Raw genomic sequence first — 16,129 nt, 5'->3', positions numbered from 1 at the left:
GGGGAAAGGGACAAAGATGGCTAATTACGCAAATCTGCCAGCGCCAACACCGGAAGGCGGATTGAACCGCTATATGCAGGAAATCCGCAAGTTTCCCCTGTTGGAGCCGGAAGAAGAATACATGCTCGCCAAACGGTGGGTCGAAGAACAAGACACCAAAGCGGCGCACCGTATGGTCACATCGCACCTGCGTTTGGCGGCCAAGATCGCTATGGGCTATCGCGGCTACGGTCTGCCGCAGGCAGAGGTGATTTCAGAAGCCAACGTCGGCCTGATGCAGGCGGTCAAACGCTTCGACCCCGAAAAAGGCTTCCGTCTGGCGACCTACGCCATGTGGTGGATCCGCGCTTCGATCCAAGAATATATCCTGCGGTCGTGGTCGCTGGTGAAGCTGGGCACGACCTCGGGGCAGAAGAAATTGTTCTTCAACCTGCGCAAGGCCAAGAACCGTATCGGCGCGCTGGAAGAAGGCGATCTGCACCCCGATAACGTCAAACGTATTGCGACGGACTTGGGCGTGACTGAAACCGAAGTCATCTCCATGAACCGCCGTATGTCGGGCGGTGATGCGTCCTTGAACGCCACGGTCGGCTCCGAAGGCGAGGGGACGATGCAGTGGCAGGACTGGCTGGAAGACGAAGACGCCGACCAGGCCACCGACTATGAGGAACGTGACGAGCTGGAAACCCGCCGCGAGATGCTGGCAGAGGCGCTCGATGTGCTGAATGACCGCGAGAAAGACATCCTGACCCAACGCCGCTTGTCGGACCAAACGGTCACGCTCGAAGATCTGAGCAGCCAGTACGACGTCAGCCGCGAGCGTATCCGCCAGATCGAGGTGCGCGCCTTTGAAAAGCTGCAGAAACGCATGCGCGATCTCGCCCGTGAAAAGGGTCTGATGGGCACCGCCTGATCGCCAGCCACGGTTTTGAATATTGATCCCCGCAAAGCGCGTCGCTTTGCGGGGATTTTTTATGCGCCCCTTGATGCTCTGCCGCGGCTCCCCCTACAGTCGCGCGACACCAAACATCAGGGGATCACGATGAAAACGCTACGCTGGGGCATCCTCGGGGCTGCCCAATTCGCACAAGAACAGATGGCCCCGGCCATCCACGCGGCCAAAGGGGCCGAACTGGTTGCCCTCGCCACATCTCATCCTGACAAAGCCGCGCCCTTTCAGGCCTTTGCCCCGCAGCTTACCGTGCACAGCAGCTACGAGGCGCTGCTCGCCGATCCGGATATCGACGCGGTCTACATCCCGTTGCCCAATCATTTGCATGTGGAATGGACGCTCAAGGCGCTGAAGGCGGGTAAACATGTCTTATGTGAAAAGCCGATGGCGATGCAGGCGCAAGACTATGATCAATTGATCGCCGCACGCGATGCCGCGGGCCTGCTCGCGGCCGAAGCCTTCATGATTGTCCACCACCCCCAATGGATACGCGCGCGAGAGATTGTGCAATCGGGCAGCTTGGGGCGTCTGCGCCACGTGGCGGTCAACTTCTCGTTCTTCAACGACGATACCGGCAACATCCGCAACGACCCCAAGGCAGGTGGGGGCGTGCTGCCGGACATCGGCACATATGCCTTCGGCTGCACCCGTTTCGTTACGGGGCAGGAACCTATCGCGATCCCCCATGCCAAGATCGACTATGAAAACGATGTCGATGTCTTCGCGCAGGTCGCGGCCCGCTTTGACGGGTTTGACCTGTCCGCAACCGTGTCCATGCGCATGTTCCCGTTTCAGCAGGTCATTCTCCACGGCGAAAAAGGCATCCTGCGTCTGACCTGCCCGTTCAACCCGACGGTCTATTCCCAAGCCGAGCTGTATCTTGAGACCACACAGAACAGCACCACCGTCGAACGCTTCCCCGGCGTAAACCACTATGTGCAGCAGGTCGAAAACTTTGGCGCGTCAGTGACCGAGGGTAAGGCCTATCCCTGTCCGCTTGAATTCAGCCGCGGCACGCAGCGCATGACGGATATGGCCTTTGCCGCCGGGGGTTGAGCCTTGGCACGTGCGCCCTAAGTATAAGGCGTAACACGCAAGGGGGACGATCATGGCTGGAGGATGGGCGAAAGACGGCGCTGTCAGTGAACAGATCGAAGCATCGATCAACGATGAACTGGCCCGCCTCAAGGCGCGCAAGGCCCCGCAGGGCGAAAGCCGCACCCATTGCGCCGAATGCGAAGAACCGATTCCCGAGGCGCGCCGCCAAGCCTTGCCTGGCGTAAAGCTCTGCATTGATTGCGTGCGCGAACGGGACGGTCTGGCGCAGGCCCGCGGTGGTATCAACCGTCGCGGCAGCAAAGATAGCCAGCTGAAATAGCCAAAAGCAAAACGGGGCGCTGCATCTGCACCGCCCCGCTCAATTTCCAAATGGTCTTAAATCCTCGCCGAAGGCATTAAACTCTTATGCCTTCCCGCAGGATCAATCCTCCATCGCTTCCAGCTCATCAATGAAGCCCGAAATCATCGACAGGCCCTTATCCCAGAACGCGGGGTCAGAGGCATCCAGTCCGAAGGGGGCCAGAAGCTCCTTGTGGTGCTTCGATCCGCCCGCTTTCAGCATATCGAAATACTTGTCCTCAAAACCCGGCTCGCCTTCTTCGTAGACCGCATACAGCGCGTTTACCAAGCCGTCGCCGAAGGCGTAGGCATAGACATAGAAGGGCGAATGGACGAAGTGGGGGATATAGGCCCAGAAGGTCTCGTAGCCGTCCATGAACTCAAACGCTGGCCCAAGGCTCTCGCCCTGCACCGACATCCACAACGCGTTGATATCGTCGGGTGTCAGCTCTCCACCACGGCGGGCGTCGTGCAGTTTGCATTCGAAATCATAGAAAGCGATCTGGCGCACGACCGTGTTGATCATATCCTCGACCTTGCCGGCCAGCAGCACTTTGCGCTCGGCATTGGTTTTGGCCCCGTCCAGCATCTTGCGGAAGGTCAGCATCTCGCCAAAGACAGAGGCGGTTTCGGCCAAGGTCAGCGGTGTGGACGATAACATCTCGCCCTGACCAGCGGCCAGCACCTGATGCACGCCGTGGCCCAGCTCATGGGCCAGTGTCATCACGTCGCGCGGTTTGCCCAAGTAGTTAAGCATCACATAAGGGTGCACATCGGTCACGGTGGGGTGGGCAAATGCACCGGGAGCTTTCCCCGGTTTGACGCCCGCATCGATCCAACCTTCGGTAAAGAAGGGGGCCGCGATCTCGCCCATACGGGGATCGAAGGCGTTATAGGCGTCCATGACGGTCTTTTCGGCCTGTTCCCAGCTGACGGTCTTGGGGTCTTCCATCGGCAGGGGCGCGTTGCGGTCCCAGACCTGCATGGTGTCGAGGCCCAGCCATTTGCGCTTCAGTTCGTAGTAACGGTGGCTGAGCTTGGGGTAGGCGTTGACCACCGCATCGCGCAGCGCTTCGACGACCTCGGGTTCGACGTGGTTCGACAGGTGGCGGCCGGTTTGCGGTGTGGGCATCCCGCGCCAGCGGTCGATGACCTCTTTCTCCTTGGCTTGGGTGTTGTGCACGCGGGCAAAGGTACGGATATTGGCCTGAAACACATCTGCCAATTCGCGCGCCGCGGCTTCGCGCAGATCACGCGACGGGTCGGTCAGCAGGTTCAGCACGCCTTCGATGTTCAGCGGCTCGTCGTTCACCTCGAATTCCAGCCCGGCGATGGTTTCATCAAACAGACGTTCCCATGCGTCGCCGACGACGCTCAGATCGTGCAGAAACTTCTCCATCTCGTCGGAAAGCTGGTAATCTTTCATCGCGCGGATACGGTCGAACACCGGCTTATACCGCGCCAGATCCGCTTTTTGGCTCAGCAGGTTGGCAAGGTGATCATCCTCCAGCCGGTTCAGTTCCAGCGTGAAGAAGACCAGCGGCGTGGTGAAGTTGGTGATTTTTTCCTGCGCGTCCGACATGAATTTCACACGGCCGGAATCCGTGGTCAGCTGGTAATAGCGCAGCCCCGCGTAAGACATGATGCGCCCGGCGATCTGGTTGATCTTCTCATTGCGCAGCACACATTCCAGCAGCTCGTTCGCATCCAGTTCGGCCAGTTTGCCTTCGTAATCTTCGGCAAAGCTGCGGCAGGCCTCTTCAAGCCAGTCCAGATCGCGCTTGAGCTCGGGGGCGTCTTCACCGGTGTACAGATCGTCAAGATTCCATTCAGGCAGCTTGCCGAAGGCAGAGGCCCCGGAACCGGCGTTGGCATCAAGGACGGGGACGGGCAGTTGAAACATGAAAAACCTCTTTTTGACGTTAAATCTACCTAAGCACGGGGCCGCGGCAAAGCAAGGCGATGGCGGCGCGGATTAGCCGTAAATCCGCAGCATTTCTTCAAGATCGGCCAATGTGTTGGCTTCTTGCAGGGGCTTGTCCTGCCGCCAGCGCAGCATCCGCGGAAAGCGCAACGCGACGCCGGATTTATGCCGCGTGCTGCGCTGGATGCCTTCGAAGGCGATCTCGAACACATGATGCGGGGTGACCTTGCGCACAGGACCAAACCGTTCGAGCGTATTCTTGCGCACCCAAGCCGTGATCTTGCGAAACTCGGCATCCGTCAGGCCGCTATAGGCTTTGGTAAAGGGCACCAGATCATTGCTGTTCCAGACTGCAAAAGTGAAGTCTGTGAACAGGTTGGCACGTCGTCCTGACCCGGATTGGGCATAGATCATCACCGCATCAATGGTCAGCGGGTCCAGCTTCCATTTCCACCAATCGCCCTTCTTGCGCCCCGCCAGATAGGGGCTGTCGGCACGTTTCAGCATGACCCCTTCGGCCTGCGCTTCGCGTGCGGTGGCGCGTTGGTCGGCCAGCGCATCCCATGTGGGAAAGGCTAGTTGCGGCGACAGGCGGATCGGCGCATCGTCGGGCAGGGCGGCGCAGGCCTGTTCCAGCAGCGCACGGCGCTCGGCGAAGGGGCGGGAGCGAATATCTTCGCCCTGCCATTCCAGCAGGTCGTAGGCGTGCAGCACCACGGGGGCTTCGGCCAGCAGTTTCTTCGGCACGGTCTTGCGGCCGATGCGGGCTTGCAGCGCATTGAAGGAGGATGGCGCAGGCTGTCCGTCGGGCCAGACCAACAGCTCGCCGTCCAGCACTGTGCCGTCGGGCATGAAATCCACCGCACGGGCGAGCTCGGGGAAACGGTCGGTCATCAGCTCTTCACCGCGCGACCAGACGAAATATTCGCCGTCGCGCAGGATCAACTGGCCGCGTATACCGTCCCATTTCCATTCGGCACGCCAGTCGTGCGGATCACCCAGCTCTTGCGGCTCGGCTTCCAGCCCATAGGCCAGATAGAAGGGATAGGGGCGCGATGCGTCGGCAGAGGCATCTTCGGCCTCTACCAGCCCGTGCCATGTGGTGTCGTCGGGGTGCCAGTTCCCCATGAGGCGATGCGCAAGTTCGGGCTCGGGTTTGCCTGTGGCGCGAGACAGGGCGCGGGTCATCAGCTTTTGGCTGACGCCCACCCGAAACCCGCCGGTGATCAGCTTGTTGAAGATAAATCGTTCGGTCCCGCCAAGCGTCGCCCATGCGTCAAGCACAAAGGCTTTGCGGGCCTCTTCATCCTGCGTGTAAATCTCGCGCAGTGCCGCGATCCACGCGGCAAGCGATTGATCATCCTGCGTCGGGTTGGGGGGCAGAACGAGCGTGATCGTCTCGGCCAGATCGCCAACGATGCTGTAGCTTTCCTCGAACAGCCACAGGGGGATGCCCGCGCGCTCGGCGGCCCATTCGCGCAGCTTGGTGGTGGTGACGGCCCGTTTGGGGCGGCGGCCGGAAAATAGGGCGATGGTCCATAGCCGGTCGTCATCCGGTGCCGCGCTGAAATAATCGGCGAGTGCGGCGACTTTCACTGTCGTCTTGGTGCTTTGGTCGATGGCGTTGAACAGCGCTGCAAACCGTTTCATTCGCTTGCGTCCTTATCCAAGGATTCACCTTCGAACTGGGTCGGCACGACCTGTGCTTGCCACCCGCTATCGGCCAGAAAACGGCTGAAGACATCGGTGTAACCATGTGTCACATATATGTTTTCGGCTTCTGTCGCTTTGATCGCCGAGAGCAGCCCATCCCAATCCGCATGGTCCGAGATGATAAAGCCGCGATCCCCACCGCGACGGCGGCGCACGCCGCGCACGGCCATCCATCCGCTGGCAAAGGCGGTTTCCTGCGGGCCGAACTTTTTCGACCACGCACTGCCCAAGGCACCGGGTGGGGCCAGTACAATCGCGCCGCGGTGATCCTTGGGGTTCAGATCCGCATCGGCGAGGATCGTGTCGGGCAGGGTGATCCCCTGATCGCGCATGGCGCGGTTGGTGTTCTCCGTCGCAGTGTGGGTCAGGATCGGGCCGATGCCGGGGTCGAGCATCGATAGCAAACGTTGTGCCTTGCCCAAGGCATAAGCCCCCAGAAACGCCGTTTTGCCCTGCGCCGCGCAGCCAGCCCACCATGCATTGATCTCTGCCGCGACAGCAGCTTGATCGGCCCAGCGAAACACTGGCAGACCAAAGGTGCTTTCGGTGATGAAGTGATGACATCTGACCGGCTCGAACGGGTTGGATAGCCCGTCATCGACCACCTTGTAGTCGCCCGAGGCGACCCAGACCTCGCCGTCGACCTCAACGCGTATCTGGGCAGAGCCGGGGACGTGGCCGGCGGGGTGAAACGAGACCTGCGCCCCGCCGATCTGCCGCACCTCGCCATATGCGATGCCGTCAGCGGTGATGTCGCCCAAACGGTGGCGCATGACGGGCAGTGCGATGTCGGTGGCAAGGTAGCGGTTCATGCCCCAGCGGGCGTGATCGGAATGCCCGTGGGTGATCAGGGCACGGTCCACAGGCCGCCACGGGTCGATATAGAAATCACCCGCGGGGCAATAAATGCCGTTTTCGTTGAATGTCAGAACAGGTTGCTTGGCCATGCGCATAAGCTAGCGGGGCGTGCGCGTTTGAACAGGGGGGGTGAAAAAATCCTCGCCGATGCCGAGCTTACCGTCGAAATAACAGTTGGTTGCAGGCGGAAGTTCATCCCGCGATCCGCGCTACTTTTTGGCGTTTCCAAAAAACAGAGCCGCCATCTCATCCACCGCTTTGTCGCGGGTGGTGGGGATCTCCATCAGCACTTCGTGCTCTGCGCCGTCAATGATATGCAGCTTACCGCCTTTCCAAGTTTCCATACGTTCGTGGATGCGGCCCTTGTGCACGATACGTTCGTTAGACCCGAGGAATGTGGCGCAGGGCAGGCTGGGGGCGGCGCGCAGGGACAGATGCTTGGTCTCGGATAAAGCCTCGCGCAGCCAGATAAAGCTGGGCCCGCCCAAAGACAGTTCGGGATGGGCCGCGAGTTGCGTGCGCATCATCTCGTACATCTCGGGGTCGGTGGTGAGCATGTTGTTCTCGAACGGCGCGGTCGAGATATAGGATGCCGCCTGCGTGCCCATGGGCAGCTTGTAGCCCTGACCGATGCGCGGCATCAGGTTGGAAAGCCCCGCGGCCACCAGACGCATATGCGGCGCGATATGGATGCCCCACATCGGCGCGGTAAAGGCCGCGGCTTGCACCGACAGACCCTCCATACAGGCGCGCAGGCCGATGGCCCCGCCCATGGAGTGCGCCAGCAGGAAATACGGGCGCGGCAGCTGCAAGGCGCGGGCTGTCCGCATCATGGCCGCCACGTCTTTTTGATAGTCAGAGAAGACATCGACATGGCCGATGTTACGGTCGGGGATCAACCGGTCCGACAGACCTTGCCCCCGCCAATCAACCGCCATGACCGCCAGCCCCTTTTTCGCAAAGGCGCTTGCGGTCATCGCATATTTTTCCACGTATTCGGTGCGGCCGGGGAAAAGCAGCACAGTGCCCTTTGCCCCGTCCAGCGGCCAATGCGCGACGCGCAGCTTCTTACCATCCGATGTCTCGGCCCAATGCGCCTGACCCGTTTCGGGCAGCGGCGCAATGTCGGTGAAAAAGGGCGCGGTTTCCAGCATATTAGGAGAGGACGGACGCCAGCTTCATCGCCATGCCCATGTCGCCGTCAATCTTGAGCTTGCCGCTCATGAAGGCGCCGGTCGGGTTGGTGTCGCCGGACAGGATCGCCTGGAAAGTTTCTGCGTCAGCAGAAAGGGTTACATCCGCTTCTTCATCCGCGGCACGTGCGCCGGTCGAATCCATCATGACAGCGCCTTCGTCTTCGATGTCGAACTTGGCTGTGCCGTCAAAGTCGGCCCCCGCCAGTTTTTCGTTCAGCACTGTTACAGCTTGGTTCACAATATCGCTCATCATAGGCCCTTTTCTTGGCAAATGGTGCCGACACGTCTGGAATTGTGGCGGCAGCCTGTTACATTCACTCTTGTTATGGGCAACCGCATCGTCAACCTCAAACATACCGTCGCGGCACTTGGTCTCTGGGTGTTGCTTGGGGGTATAAGTTTCGCGCAAATGTCGCCGCCTGCGGCGGCGGAATTGCTGCAGGATTTACGCGATGCCCCCGCGGCAGAGGCGCCGCGAATCGAACGTGATGTGCAGCGCGCTTGGGCGCGGTCCGGCTCGGCCGCGATGGATTTGCTATATTCCCGTGGTCGCGATGCCATGTCAGAGGGGGACACCACCTTGGCCATCGCCCATCTGACGGCTCTGACGGATCACGCCCCTGATTTTGCCGAAGGCTATCACGCCCGTGCACAGGCCTATTTCGCCGCAGGTCTCTATGGCCCTGCAATCGATGATCTGGATACTACGCTTGCCTTGAACCCGCAGCAGTATAACGCCATCTTCGGTCTGGGGGCGATCCTGCAGGAGTTTGGCGATCTGCGGGCGGCTGCCGATCTCTATCGCCGAGTGTTAAGCATTAACCCTCACCATGATAACGCGCAAAGGGCGCTCGACGGGCTGCGGCGCGACGGCATCGGGCGCACGCTTTAACGATCTAAGGAATTTCTGGTGGCAGGTGACAGCAGGGTCGTGGCCGTTTTAGGCCCGACCAATACAGGCAAGACGACCTATGCAATCGAACGGATGTTGGCGCATCGCACGGGGGTGATCGGGCTGCCGCTGCGTTTGCTCGCGCGCGAGGTCTATGACCGCATCGTTGCCCTGCGTGGCCCGTCCATCGTGGCACTGGTCACGGGCGAAGAACGGATCGTGCCGCCGCGCACCCAATATTGGGTCTGCACCGTCGAGGCGATGCCCGAAGGCATGGGCGCTGATCTGGTTGCGGTCGATGAAATCCAGCTTTGTGCTGATCCTGAGAGGGGGCATGTCTTTACCGACCGTCTTTTGCGTGCGCGCGGTCAACACGAGACGCTTTTCATGGGGTCCGACACCATGCGCGGCTCAATCGCGGCGCTGGTGCCAGAGGCGCAGTTCATCCGACGCGAGCGGATGTCCGAATTGATCTATTCTGGTCAGAAAAAGATAAGCAGGATGCGTCCGCGAAGTGCAATCGTCGGGTTTTCGGTTGAAAATGTATATGCGATTGCAGAGCTGATCCGACGTCAGAAGGGCGGTGCGGCGGTGGTGATGGGCGCGCTCAGCCCGCGCACACGCAACGCGCAGGTCGCCATGTATCAAAATGGCGAGGTCGACTATCTGGTGGCCACGGATGCCATCGGGATGGGGCTGAACCTTGACGTGGACCACGTTGCTTTCTCGGCGCTCAGCAAGTTTGACGGGCGGCGGATGCGACCCTTGGCCCCGAACGAACTGGCGCAGATTGCCGGTCGGGCAGGGCGCGGGTTCAAGAGCGGTACATTCGGTGTCACGGGCGACGCGTCTCCGCTTGATGATGGTGTCGCGCGGGCCATTATGGATCACCAGTTCACACCGCAGAACAAGCTTAACTGGCGCAACCCGGCGCTGCAGTTCGGGTCTATTGATCGGCTGATCCAGACGCTTGAGACGTCGCCAGACAATGAGCGGTTGTTCAAAGCGCGCGAGGCCGATGATCTGCGGGCGCTCAAGAATCTCGCCGTTGATGCCGAGATCGCGGCGCGCTGTACCGATGGGCCGTCAGTACGTCTATTGTGGGATGTCTGCCGGATTCCCGACTTTCGTGGTATAAGCCATGCAGAGCACGCCAGCCTGCTGGAGCAGATTTTTAACTTCCTGCATCAGCGCGGTTCTATACCCGACGACTGGCTGGCGCGGCAAATTAAACGCATAGATCGAACCGATGGCGACATTGATGCGTTATCCAAACGATTGGCGTTTATTCGCACTTGGACCTACGTGACACAGCGCAAAGGCTGGACAGGTGACGAAAGCCATTGGCGACACGAGGCGCGTGTCGTAGAAGACAGACTGTCGGATGCGCTGCACGAGCGTCTGACCCAAAGATTTGTAGATCGGCGCACATCCGTGCTTTTGCGCCGGCTAGGACAGAAGGAAGCCATGGTGGCCGAAGTAAACGAGACCGGTGAAGTAACCGTTGAAGGCGAATTTGTTGGCAAGCTGGACGGGTTCCGCTTTCGCCAAGACAAAGGCGCAGGCGTTGCCGAAGATAAAACGATCAAAGCTGCATCGTTGCAGGCGCTGGCTCCTCAGTTCCATTTGCGGGCGGATCGTTTCTACAACGCGCCTGATACAGAGATTGATTTCACAGAGCAGGGCGGCCTCATGTGGGGCAGCTCTGCCGTGGGTAAACTGGTTGCGGGCTCCGATCCGCTGAAGCCCGGTGTCGAGGTCTTCGTCGATGACGTTGCAGGCCCCGAGGTCGCACAAAAAGTGCAGCGCCGGTTGCAGCATTTCATTGACCGCAAGGTCGCGGCCCTGTTCGAGCCGCTGCTCGCCCTGTCCAAGGACGAAGCGCTCACCGGTCTGGCCCGTGGCTTTGCTTTCCGTATGGTTGAAAACCTTGGTATTCTGCCACGCGCTGATGTGGCGGACGAGGTGAAAGCCCTGGATCAGGACGCCCGTGGCGCGCTGCGCAAGCATGGTTTGCGCTTTGGTCAGTTCACCATCTTTATGCCTTTGTTGCTGAAGCCTGCGCCGACACGTTTGCGTCTGGTGCTGTGGTCGATTTCCAAGGGGCTGAACGAATTCCCTGAATCGCCGCCCCCCGGTCTGGTCACCATCCCCGTCGACACCAGCGCACCCGAAGGCGCTGCGACGATGGCAGGGTACCGTAATGCTGGTGAACGCGCGATCCGTATCGATATGCTGGAACGTCTGGCCGATATGCTGCGCTCCGAAGATTCGCGCGGCGGGTTCGAGGCGAAGGCCGATATGCTGTCGATCACGGGCATGACGCTCGAACAATTTGCCACGCTGATGGAAGGTCTGGGCTACAAGGCCGAAAAGGCTGAGCGCACCAAGGTGAAAGCCGTTGATACCGTCGTGCCCCATGACGGTGCACCGATGGCTGCCGACAAGGGCGCGGACGCCGAGACGCCCGTGATGGACGTCGCGGCCGAGCAACCAGCCGGTGGTATCGTCGAAGATCCAGCGGCTGCTCAGGCGGATGACATCGTGCCCGCAACCGCGGATATGCCCGATGACGGGATCGCCCCGATGGTCGAGGAACTGGCCGAGACACCAGAGGTGGACGATCACATCCCGGACACCCCCGCCGAGGAAAACCCCCAAGGCACAGCGCCTGACGCCGATATCGCAGGTGCCGAGCTTGAGACATATTATGTCTTTACCTGGGGGCGCACGCCCCGTGGCAATGCCCAAGGCCAGCGTCGCGGCGGCGGGGATCGCCCACAAGGGAAGGGGAAGCCCGGACCGCGTGGCAAAAAGGGTGCACCGCGTGGAGATAAGGGCGGCAAAGCCCAGAAGTTCAGCAGCAAGCCCGCCCGTGCTGAAAAGCCGATTGACCCTGACAACCCATTCGCCGCTGCGCTGATGGGGCTGAAAGACAACAAGTAATTGTCCGAAGCGCCGACAAAGCTGCGGCTTGATAAGTGGCTGTGGCATGCGCGGTTTTATAAAACGCGTTCTCTGGCGGCCGCCCGCGTGCAAGCGGGGGCCGTCAGGGTCAACGGCAGCGTCGCGCAAAAGCGTGCGACACTGGTTGGGGTTGGCGACGTGCTGACCTTTGCTATGGGCGACGATGTGCGGGTGATCCAGATAGAGGGCATCGGCACCCGCCGTGGTCCGGCCCCCGAGGCGCACACACTTTACACCGATCTGTCCCCGCCGGTCCCCCGATCCGAGAAAAAACAACCTGAAAATCCGGCATTTGAGGGAAAAGGGCGCCCCAGTAAGCGTGATCGCCGCGTGCTTGATCTTTCTCGGGCGCGCCACCTTGAATGATACGCTGTGCTGACGTATCTCCTGCGTTAAACCTGCCATAAAAGATGATGTTATGACCTATATCGTTAACGATGCCTGTATCGCCTGCAAATACACTGACTGCGTTGAAGTATGTCCGGTGGATTGTTTTTATGAGGGCGAAAACATGTTGGTCATTCATCCCGATGAATGCATCGATTGCGGCGTTTGCGAACCTGAATGCCCCGCCGACGCGATCCGCCCCGATACAGAGCCGGACATGGAGAAGTGGGTTGAATTCAACCGCAAATACTCCGAACTGTGGCCCGTGATCATCACCAAGAAAGACCCGCTGCCCGAGGCAGAGGAACGCGATGGTGAAGAGGGCAAGCTTGAGAAGTATTTCTCTGAAGCACCCGGCGAAGGCGGCTAAGCGATTCGCACTTGGGCGCATGGGGTGATCGCTGCGTGTGACGCCACCTGATCCCCTTTATTTATTCGATTAACACGTATTTGATCGAATCTGTGCCGCCCCCCGCTTTCGGGGGGGGCAATTTTGTGATATACGTTGTCGCAAATGATGATACCTACGCGCCAAATCTCAACCGTTTTGCACAGGTTGAACCAGAACATCTGAAGTTATGAAATGAGGCTGACGGCTCTTTGGGCCGGTCGGCCTTTGTCGTCGTGACAGCATATTTACCCATGCGGGCCGTCCCCGCGCCCAAGGAGCCACTGTATGAGCAAGTCGAAGAAGCTAGATTTCCGCCCGAATGAATTCGTTGTTTATCCGGCGCATGGCGTTGGTCAGATCATCTCGGTCGAAGAGCAGGAAGTCGCGGGCATCTCGCTGGAGCTGTTCGTGATCGCGTTCGAAAAAGACAAGATGACGCTGCGGGTCCCCACCCATAAGGCGACAGAAATTGGCATGCGCGCGCTCAGCAGCCCTGACGTGATCAGCCATGCGATGAAAACCCTGAAGGGTAAGGCCAAGGTCAAACGCGCCATGTGGTCGCGCCGTGCGCAGGAATATGAGCAAAAGATCAACTCCGGTGATCTGATCGCCATCGCCGAAGTCGTACGCGACCTGCACCGCACCGACGACCAGCGCGAGCAAAGCTATTCCGAGCGTCAGCTGTATGAAGCCGCGCTTGAGCGTCTGACCCGTGAAGTTGCCGCCGTCGCCGGTGGGGACGAACTGGCGGCCTCCAAGCAGGTCGGTGATGTGTTGGAAAGCCGCGTCGCCGCGGCCTGATCGCAACCGTTAAATTTTGAAAAGCCGCGCCTGATATCATATCGGGCGCGGCTTTTTGGTGTCTGAAGGGCGAGGGGGGCTACGACCCTTGGGTCTTATCCTCTTGGTCGATCCGGTTCAGGAAAGCGGTTTCCAGATCCTTTTGTAGCTCTTTCGCGCGCGCCACATAGGCTTTGTTCTCGCTTGGTGGGATGTCAGGGCGCCACAGGGCCGCCAGCTCGCGCACAGACGCACGGTCGTGCGAATAGAACATCCGCTGCGCCTCTGCCGCCTCGTAGTCGGAGAGCCCGAGGTTTTCCAACACATAGCGCCCCGCCCGAAGCGAGCTGTCGAACATTTCGCGCACGATGTCATTCGCGCCGGCCTGGTATTGTTGGTACACATCCGTCCGGTCATGGGCGCGGGTTACGATATGCAGGTCGGGCCGTTCCTTGCGCGCATAGGCGATAAGCTGCAAGGCCGACTTGGGATCATCCAGCGCGACAACCAGAACCTTGGCATCGCGCAGACCGGCCTTGCGCAGAATATCAGCGCGGGTCGGATCGCCCAGGAACGCCTTGAAGCCAAAGCGGCGCATGACGGCGATGGTTTCGGGGTTGTGGTCCAGAACAACGGTGCGAAAGCCGCTAGCCTGCACCAGACGGTTCACAATCTGGCCAAACCGCCCGACACCCGCGATGATCACGGTGCCTTGCTCGTCAATCTCGTCTGCGACGATGGGACCGGATTTCGTATCCATCCGTTTGCTGATCTGGTCATAGGTGATGAACAGCAGCGGTGTGATCAGCATCGATAGGGCAACGACCAGCAACAATGTCTCGGCCACGTCATTGGGCATAACCCCCGTGGCGACCGAGAAACTGACCAGCACAAAGCCGAATTCACCCGCTTGCGCCAGACCTAGCGCAAAAAGCCAGCGGTCGCGCCCTTGCAGCTTGAACAGGGTGCCAAGCCCGTAAAGGATCAGGCCCTTCACCAGAATAACCAGCAGCGCCATCCCGACGATGATGATCGTATCGGCGAACAGCAGGTCAAAGTTGATACCCGCCCCCACGGTGATGAAGAACAGCCCCAGCAGCAGCCCTTTGAACGGCTCAAGGTCGGTTTCCAGTTCATGCCGGAATTCGCTGCTGGCCAGTACCACGCCCGCAAGAAAGGCCCCAAGTGCGGGCGACAGGCCCACCAGCATCATCAGAAAGGAAATCCCGACGACGATCAGCAGGGCCAAAGCGGTATACATCTCGCGCAGCTTGGCGGCGTGGATAAACCGGAAAACGGGGCGGGTGAAAAACACGCCGGTGATGATGATCCCGGCAATAGCACCCAAGGTGACCAGCGTGATCGCCCAGCCCGGCAGCCCCTGCACCAGCGAAATCGCCGCCTGCGCGGTTTCGGCACCATGACCCGCCGCCGCAGGACCGTGCCCCGAGGCTGCCTCTGCCCCGTGGGCGGCATCCTCGGGGTTCACCGAGATCGATCCGTCGGGCCGCATTTGCGCGGGCAGCTGCGCCACAAGCAGCGGCAGGAACGCGAGGATCGGGATCACCGCGATATCCTGCGTCAGCAGCACCGAAAACACGGACCGCCCGCCCGCTGTTTGCATCAAGCCCTTTTCTGACAGGGTTTGCAGCACGATCGCGGTGGATGACAGCGACAGCGTGAGACCGATCGCAATCGCCACACCCATCGGCTGGTCATAGGCCATCGCGATGCCCATCAACGCCGCAGCGCTGAGCACGACCTGCATCCCGCCTAGCCCCAGCAGCCGGTGGCGCATGTTCCATAGGGCGCGGGGTTCAAGCTCTAGCCCGATGAGGAACAGCATCATCACCACGCCAAATTCGGCGAAGTGCTGCAAATCCTTGGTTTCCGATCCGACCAGCCCGAAGGCCGGCCCGATCAGGATCCCCGCCGCCAGATATCCCAGCACCGACCCCAGCCCCAGACGCGATGCGATGGGAACCGCAATCACCGCCGCAGCGAGATAGATCGAGGCTTGAAACAGGAAACCTTCCATAGGGGGCATACTTTCTTTGTGTCGGGCAGGCCCCGAACGGGTCAATCAGGTGGGCAAGGGCCCGTCTCGTTTAAGCTGATCCATAACGATCTGGCTATGCACTTTTGCGACAGCACCATGGGGGAGCAGCACATCATGGATGAGGCGGTTCAGGCTGGGCAGGTCTGCACAATAGACGCGCAGCAAATAATCCGCATCCCCCGTCATCGTCCAGGCGCCAACGATTTCGGGGCGGGTGGCCAAAAGCCGCGCAAAACTGGCGGAATGTTCGGGCCCGTGGGTGCCCAGATGGACCTGCACAAACCCCTGTACCGTCAGCCCCAACCGTTCGGGGTTAAGCCGAGCCGTGTAGCCTTGGATATACCCTTCGGTTTCAAGCCGTTGCCGCCGCCGACCTGCTTGGGACGGGGATAGGTGCAGCTTCTCTCCCAACTCCTGAGCCGTGAGATGCGCGTTCTTTTGCAGCGCCGCCAGCAGGCGTTTATCGATATCATCTAATGCCATGCGGTATTCTCACATAGAATGATAAAACCATGCGTCAACCTCGCGTGAATGAGTGGGAATTCAATCACAATGAGCATCCGTGGCACATATTTAACGACCCTACGTACACAACGTCACCACAGCGCTTAT

Annotated in this window: 15 protein-coding genes; 8 read left to right on the top strand and 7 right to left on the bottom strand. The window is 60.0% G+C overall.

The features are described from left to right. Positions 1-16 precede the first annotated feature (16 nt). The 3 genes from rpoH to GLP43_RS12790 all read left to right on the top strand — a co-directional run bounded on the left by rpoH (position 17) and on the right by GLP43_RS12790 (position 2,330). Positions 17-913 carry an RNA polymerase sigma factor RpoH gene (rpoH, locus tag GLP43_RS12800; protein WP_237279608.1) on the top strand — a complete coding sequence of 299 codons (897 nt, stop codon included), beginning with the start codon at positions 17-19 and terminating at the stop codon, positions 911-913. Between the two features lie 129 nt (positions 914-1,042). Continuing rightward, entirely contained in the window at positions 1,043-2,008 is a 966-nt protein-coding gene (locus tag GLP43_RS12795; RefSeq protein ID WP_237279607.1) for a Gfo/Idh/MocA family protein, read from the top strand. Positions 2,009-2,060: 52 nt separating this feature from the next. Then, a complete protein-coding gene (locus tag GLP43_RS12790; protein ID WP_005849195.1) occupies positions 2,061-2,330 on the top strand; it encodes a DksA/TraR family C4-type zinc finger protein in 270 nt (89 codons plus the stop codon). A 102-nt stretch (positions 2,331-2,432) separates the two neighbouring features. Here the strand turns inward: GLP43_RS12790 and GLP43_RS12785 are convergent, their stop codons facing one another. From GLP43_RS12785 to GLP43_RS12765, 5 genes are all read right to left on the bottom strand, one after another. Further along, entirely contained in the window at positions 2,433-4,253 is a 1,821-nt protein-coding gene (locus GLP43_RS12785; protein WP_237279606.1) for a M3 family oligoendopeptidase, read from the bottom strand. A 72-nt stretch (positions 4,254-4,325) separates the two neighbouring features. Then, a complete protein-coding gene (locus GLP43_RS12780) occupies positions 4,326-5,924 on the bottom strand; it encodes an ATP-dependent DNA ligase (protein ID WP_237279605.1) in 1,599 nt (532 codons plus the stop codon). After that, on the bottom strand, positions 5,921-6,940 hold the full coding sequence (locus tag GLP43_RS12775) for a ligase-associated DNA damage response exonuclease (protein WP_237279604.1): 1,020 nt from the start codon (positions 6,938-6,940) through the stop codon (positions 5,921-5,923). The genes GLP43_RS12780 and GLP43_RS12775 overlap by 4 nt, the downstream gene beginning before the upstream one ends. Positions 6,941-7,054: 114 nt before the next feature. Next, a complete protein-coding gene (locus GLP43_RS12770) occupies positions 7,055-7,999 on the bottom strand; it encodes an alpha/beta fold hydrolase (protein WP_237279603.1) in 945 nt (314 codons plus the stop codon). 1 nt (position 8,000) lies between these two features. Continuing rightward, the gene (locus GLP43_RS12765; RefSeq protein ID WP_237279971.1) at positions 8,001-8,291 is read right to left on the bottom strand and encodes an SCP2 sterol-binding domain-containing protein; all 291 of its coding nucleotides are present in this window, start codon (positions 8,289-8,291) and stop codon (positions 8,001-8,003) included. Between the two features lie 75 nt (positions 8,292-8,366). Here GLP43_RS12765 and GLP43_RS12760 point away from each other — a divergent pair, with 75 nt between their 5' ends. The 5 genes from GLP43_RS12760 to GLP43_RS12740 all read left to right on the top strand — a co-directional run bounded on the left by GLP43_RS12760 (position 8,367) and on the right by GLP43_RS12740 (position 13,479). After that, positions 8,367-8,933, top strand: a complete 567-nt coding sequence (locus GLP43_RS12760) for a tetratricopeptide repeat protein (RefSeq protein ID WP_237279602.1) — start codon at positions 8,367-8,369, stop codon at positions 8,931-8,933. An 18-nt stretch (positions 8,934-8,951) separates the two neighbouring features. Further along, positions 8,952-11,879 carry a helicase-related protein gene (locus GLP43_RS12755; RefSeq protein WP_237279601.1) on the top strand — a complete coding sequence of 976 codons (2,928 nt, stop codon included), beginning with the start codon at positions 8,952-8,954 and terminating at the stop codon, positions 11,877-11,879. Next, complete coding sequence (locus GLP43_RS12750) at positions 11,880-12,266, top strand: RNA-binding S4 domain-containing protein (RefSeq protein WP_237279600.1); 387 nt, start codon at positions 11,880-11,882, stop codon at positions 12,264-12,266. It begins immediately after the preceding gene. Between the two features lie 52 nt (positions 12,267-12,318). Next, a complete protein-coding gene (fdxA, locus tag GLP43_RS12745; RefSeq protein WP_005849180.1) occupies positions 12,319-12,657 on the top strand; it encodes a ferredoxin FdxA in 339 nt (112 codons plus the stop codon). Between the two features lie 306 nt (positions 12,658-12,963). Further along, positions 12,964-13,479, top strand: a complete 516-nt coding sequence (locus GLP43_RS12740) for a CarD family transcriptional regulator (protein ID WP_009825020.1) — start codon at positions 12,964-12,966, stop codon at positions 13,477-13,479. Positions 13,480-13,558: 79 nt separating this feature from the next. On the opposite strand, the gene GLP43_RS12735 is transcribed toward GLP43_RS12740, so the two are convergent. Then, positions 13,559-15,496, bottom strand: coding sequence for a cation:proton antiporter domain-containing protein (locus tag GLP43_RS12735; protein WP_005854327.1), 1,938 nt, complete (start codon positions 15,494-15,496; stop codon positions 13,559-13,561). A 45-nt stretch (positions 15,497-15,541) separates the two neighbouring features. After that, positions 15,542-16,000: an Lrp/AsnC family transcriptional regulator gene (locus GLP43_RS12730; RefSeq protein ID WP_237279599.1), complete on the bottom strand. Its 459-nt coding sequence runs from the start codon at positions 15,998-16,000 to the stop codon at positions 15,542-15,544. Positions 16,001-16,129 lie beyond the last annotated feature (129 nt).

Origin of the sequence: Sulfitobacter sp. M39 (genome assembly GCF_021735935.1) — a bacterium.
GTDB lineage: Bacteria > Pseudomonadota > Alphaproteobacteria > Rhodobacterales > Rhodobacteraceae > Sulfitobacter.
The sequence above is the reverse complement of the archived record's forward strand: the minus strand, read 5'-3'. Positions and strand labels throughout refer to the sequence as shown.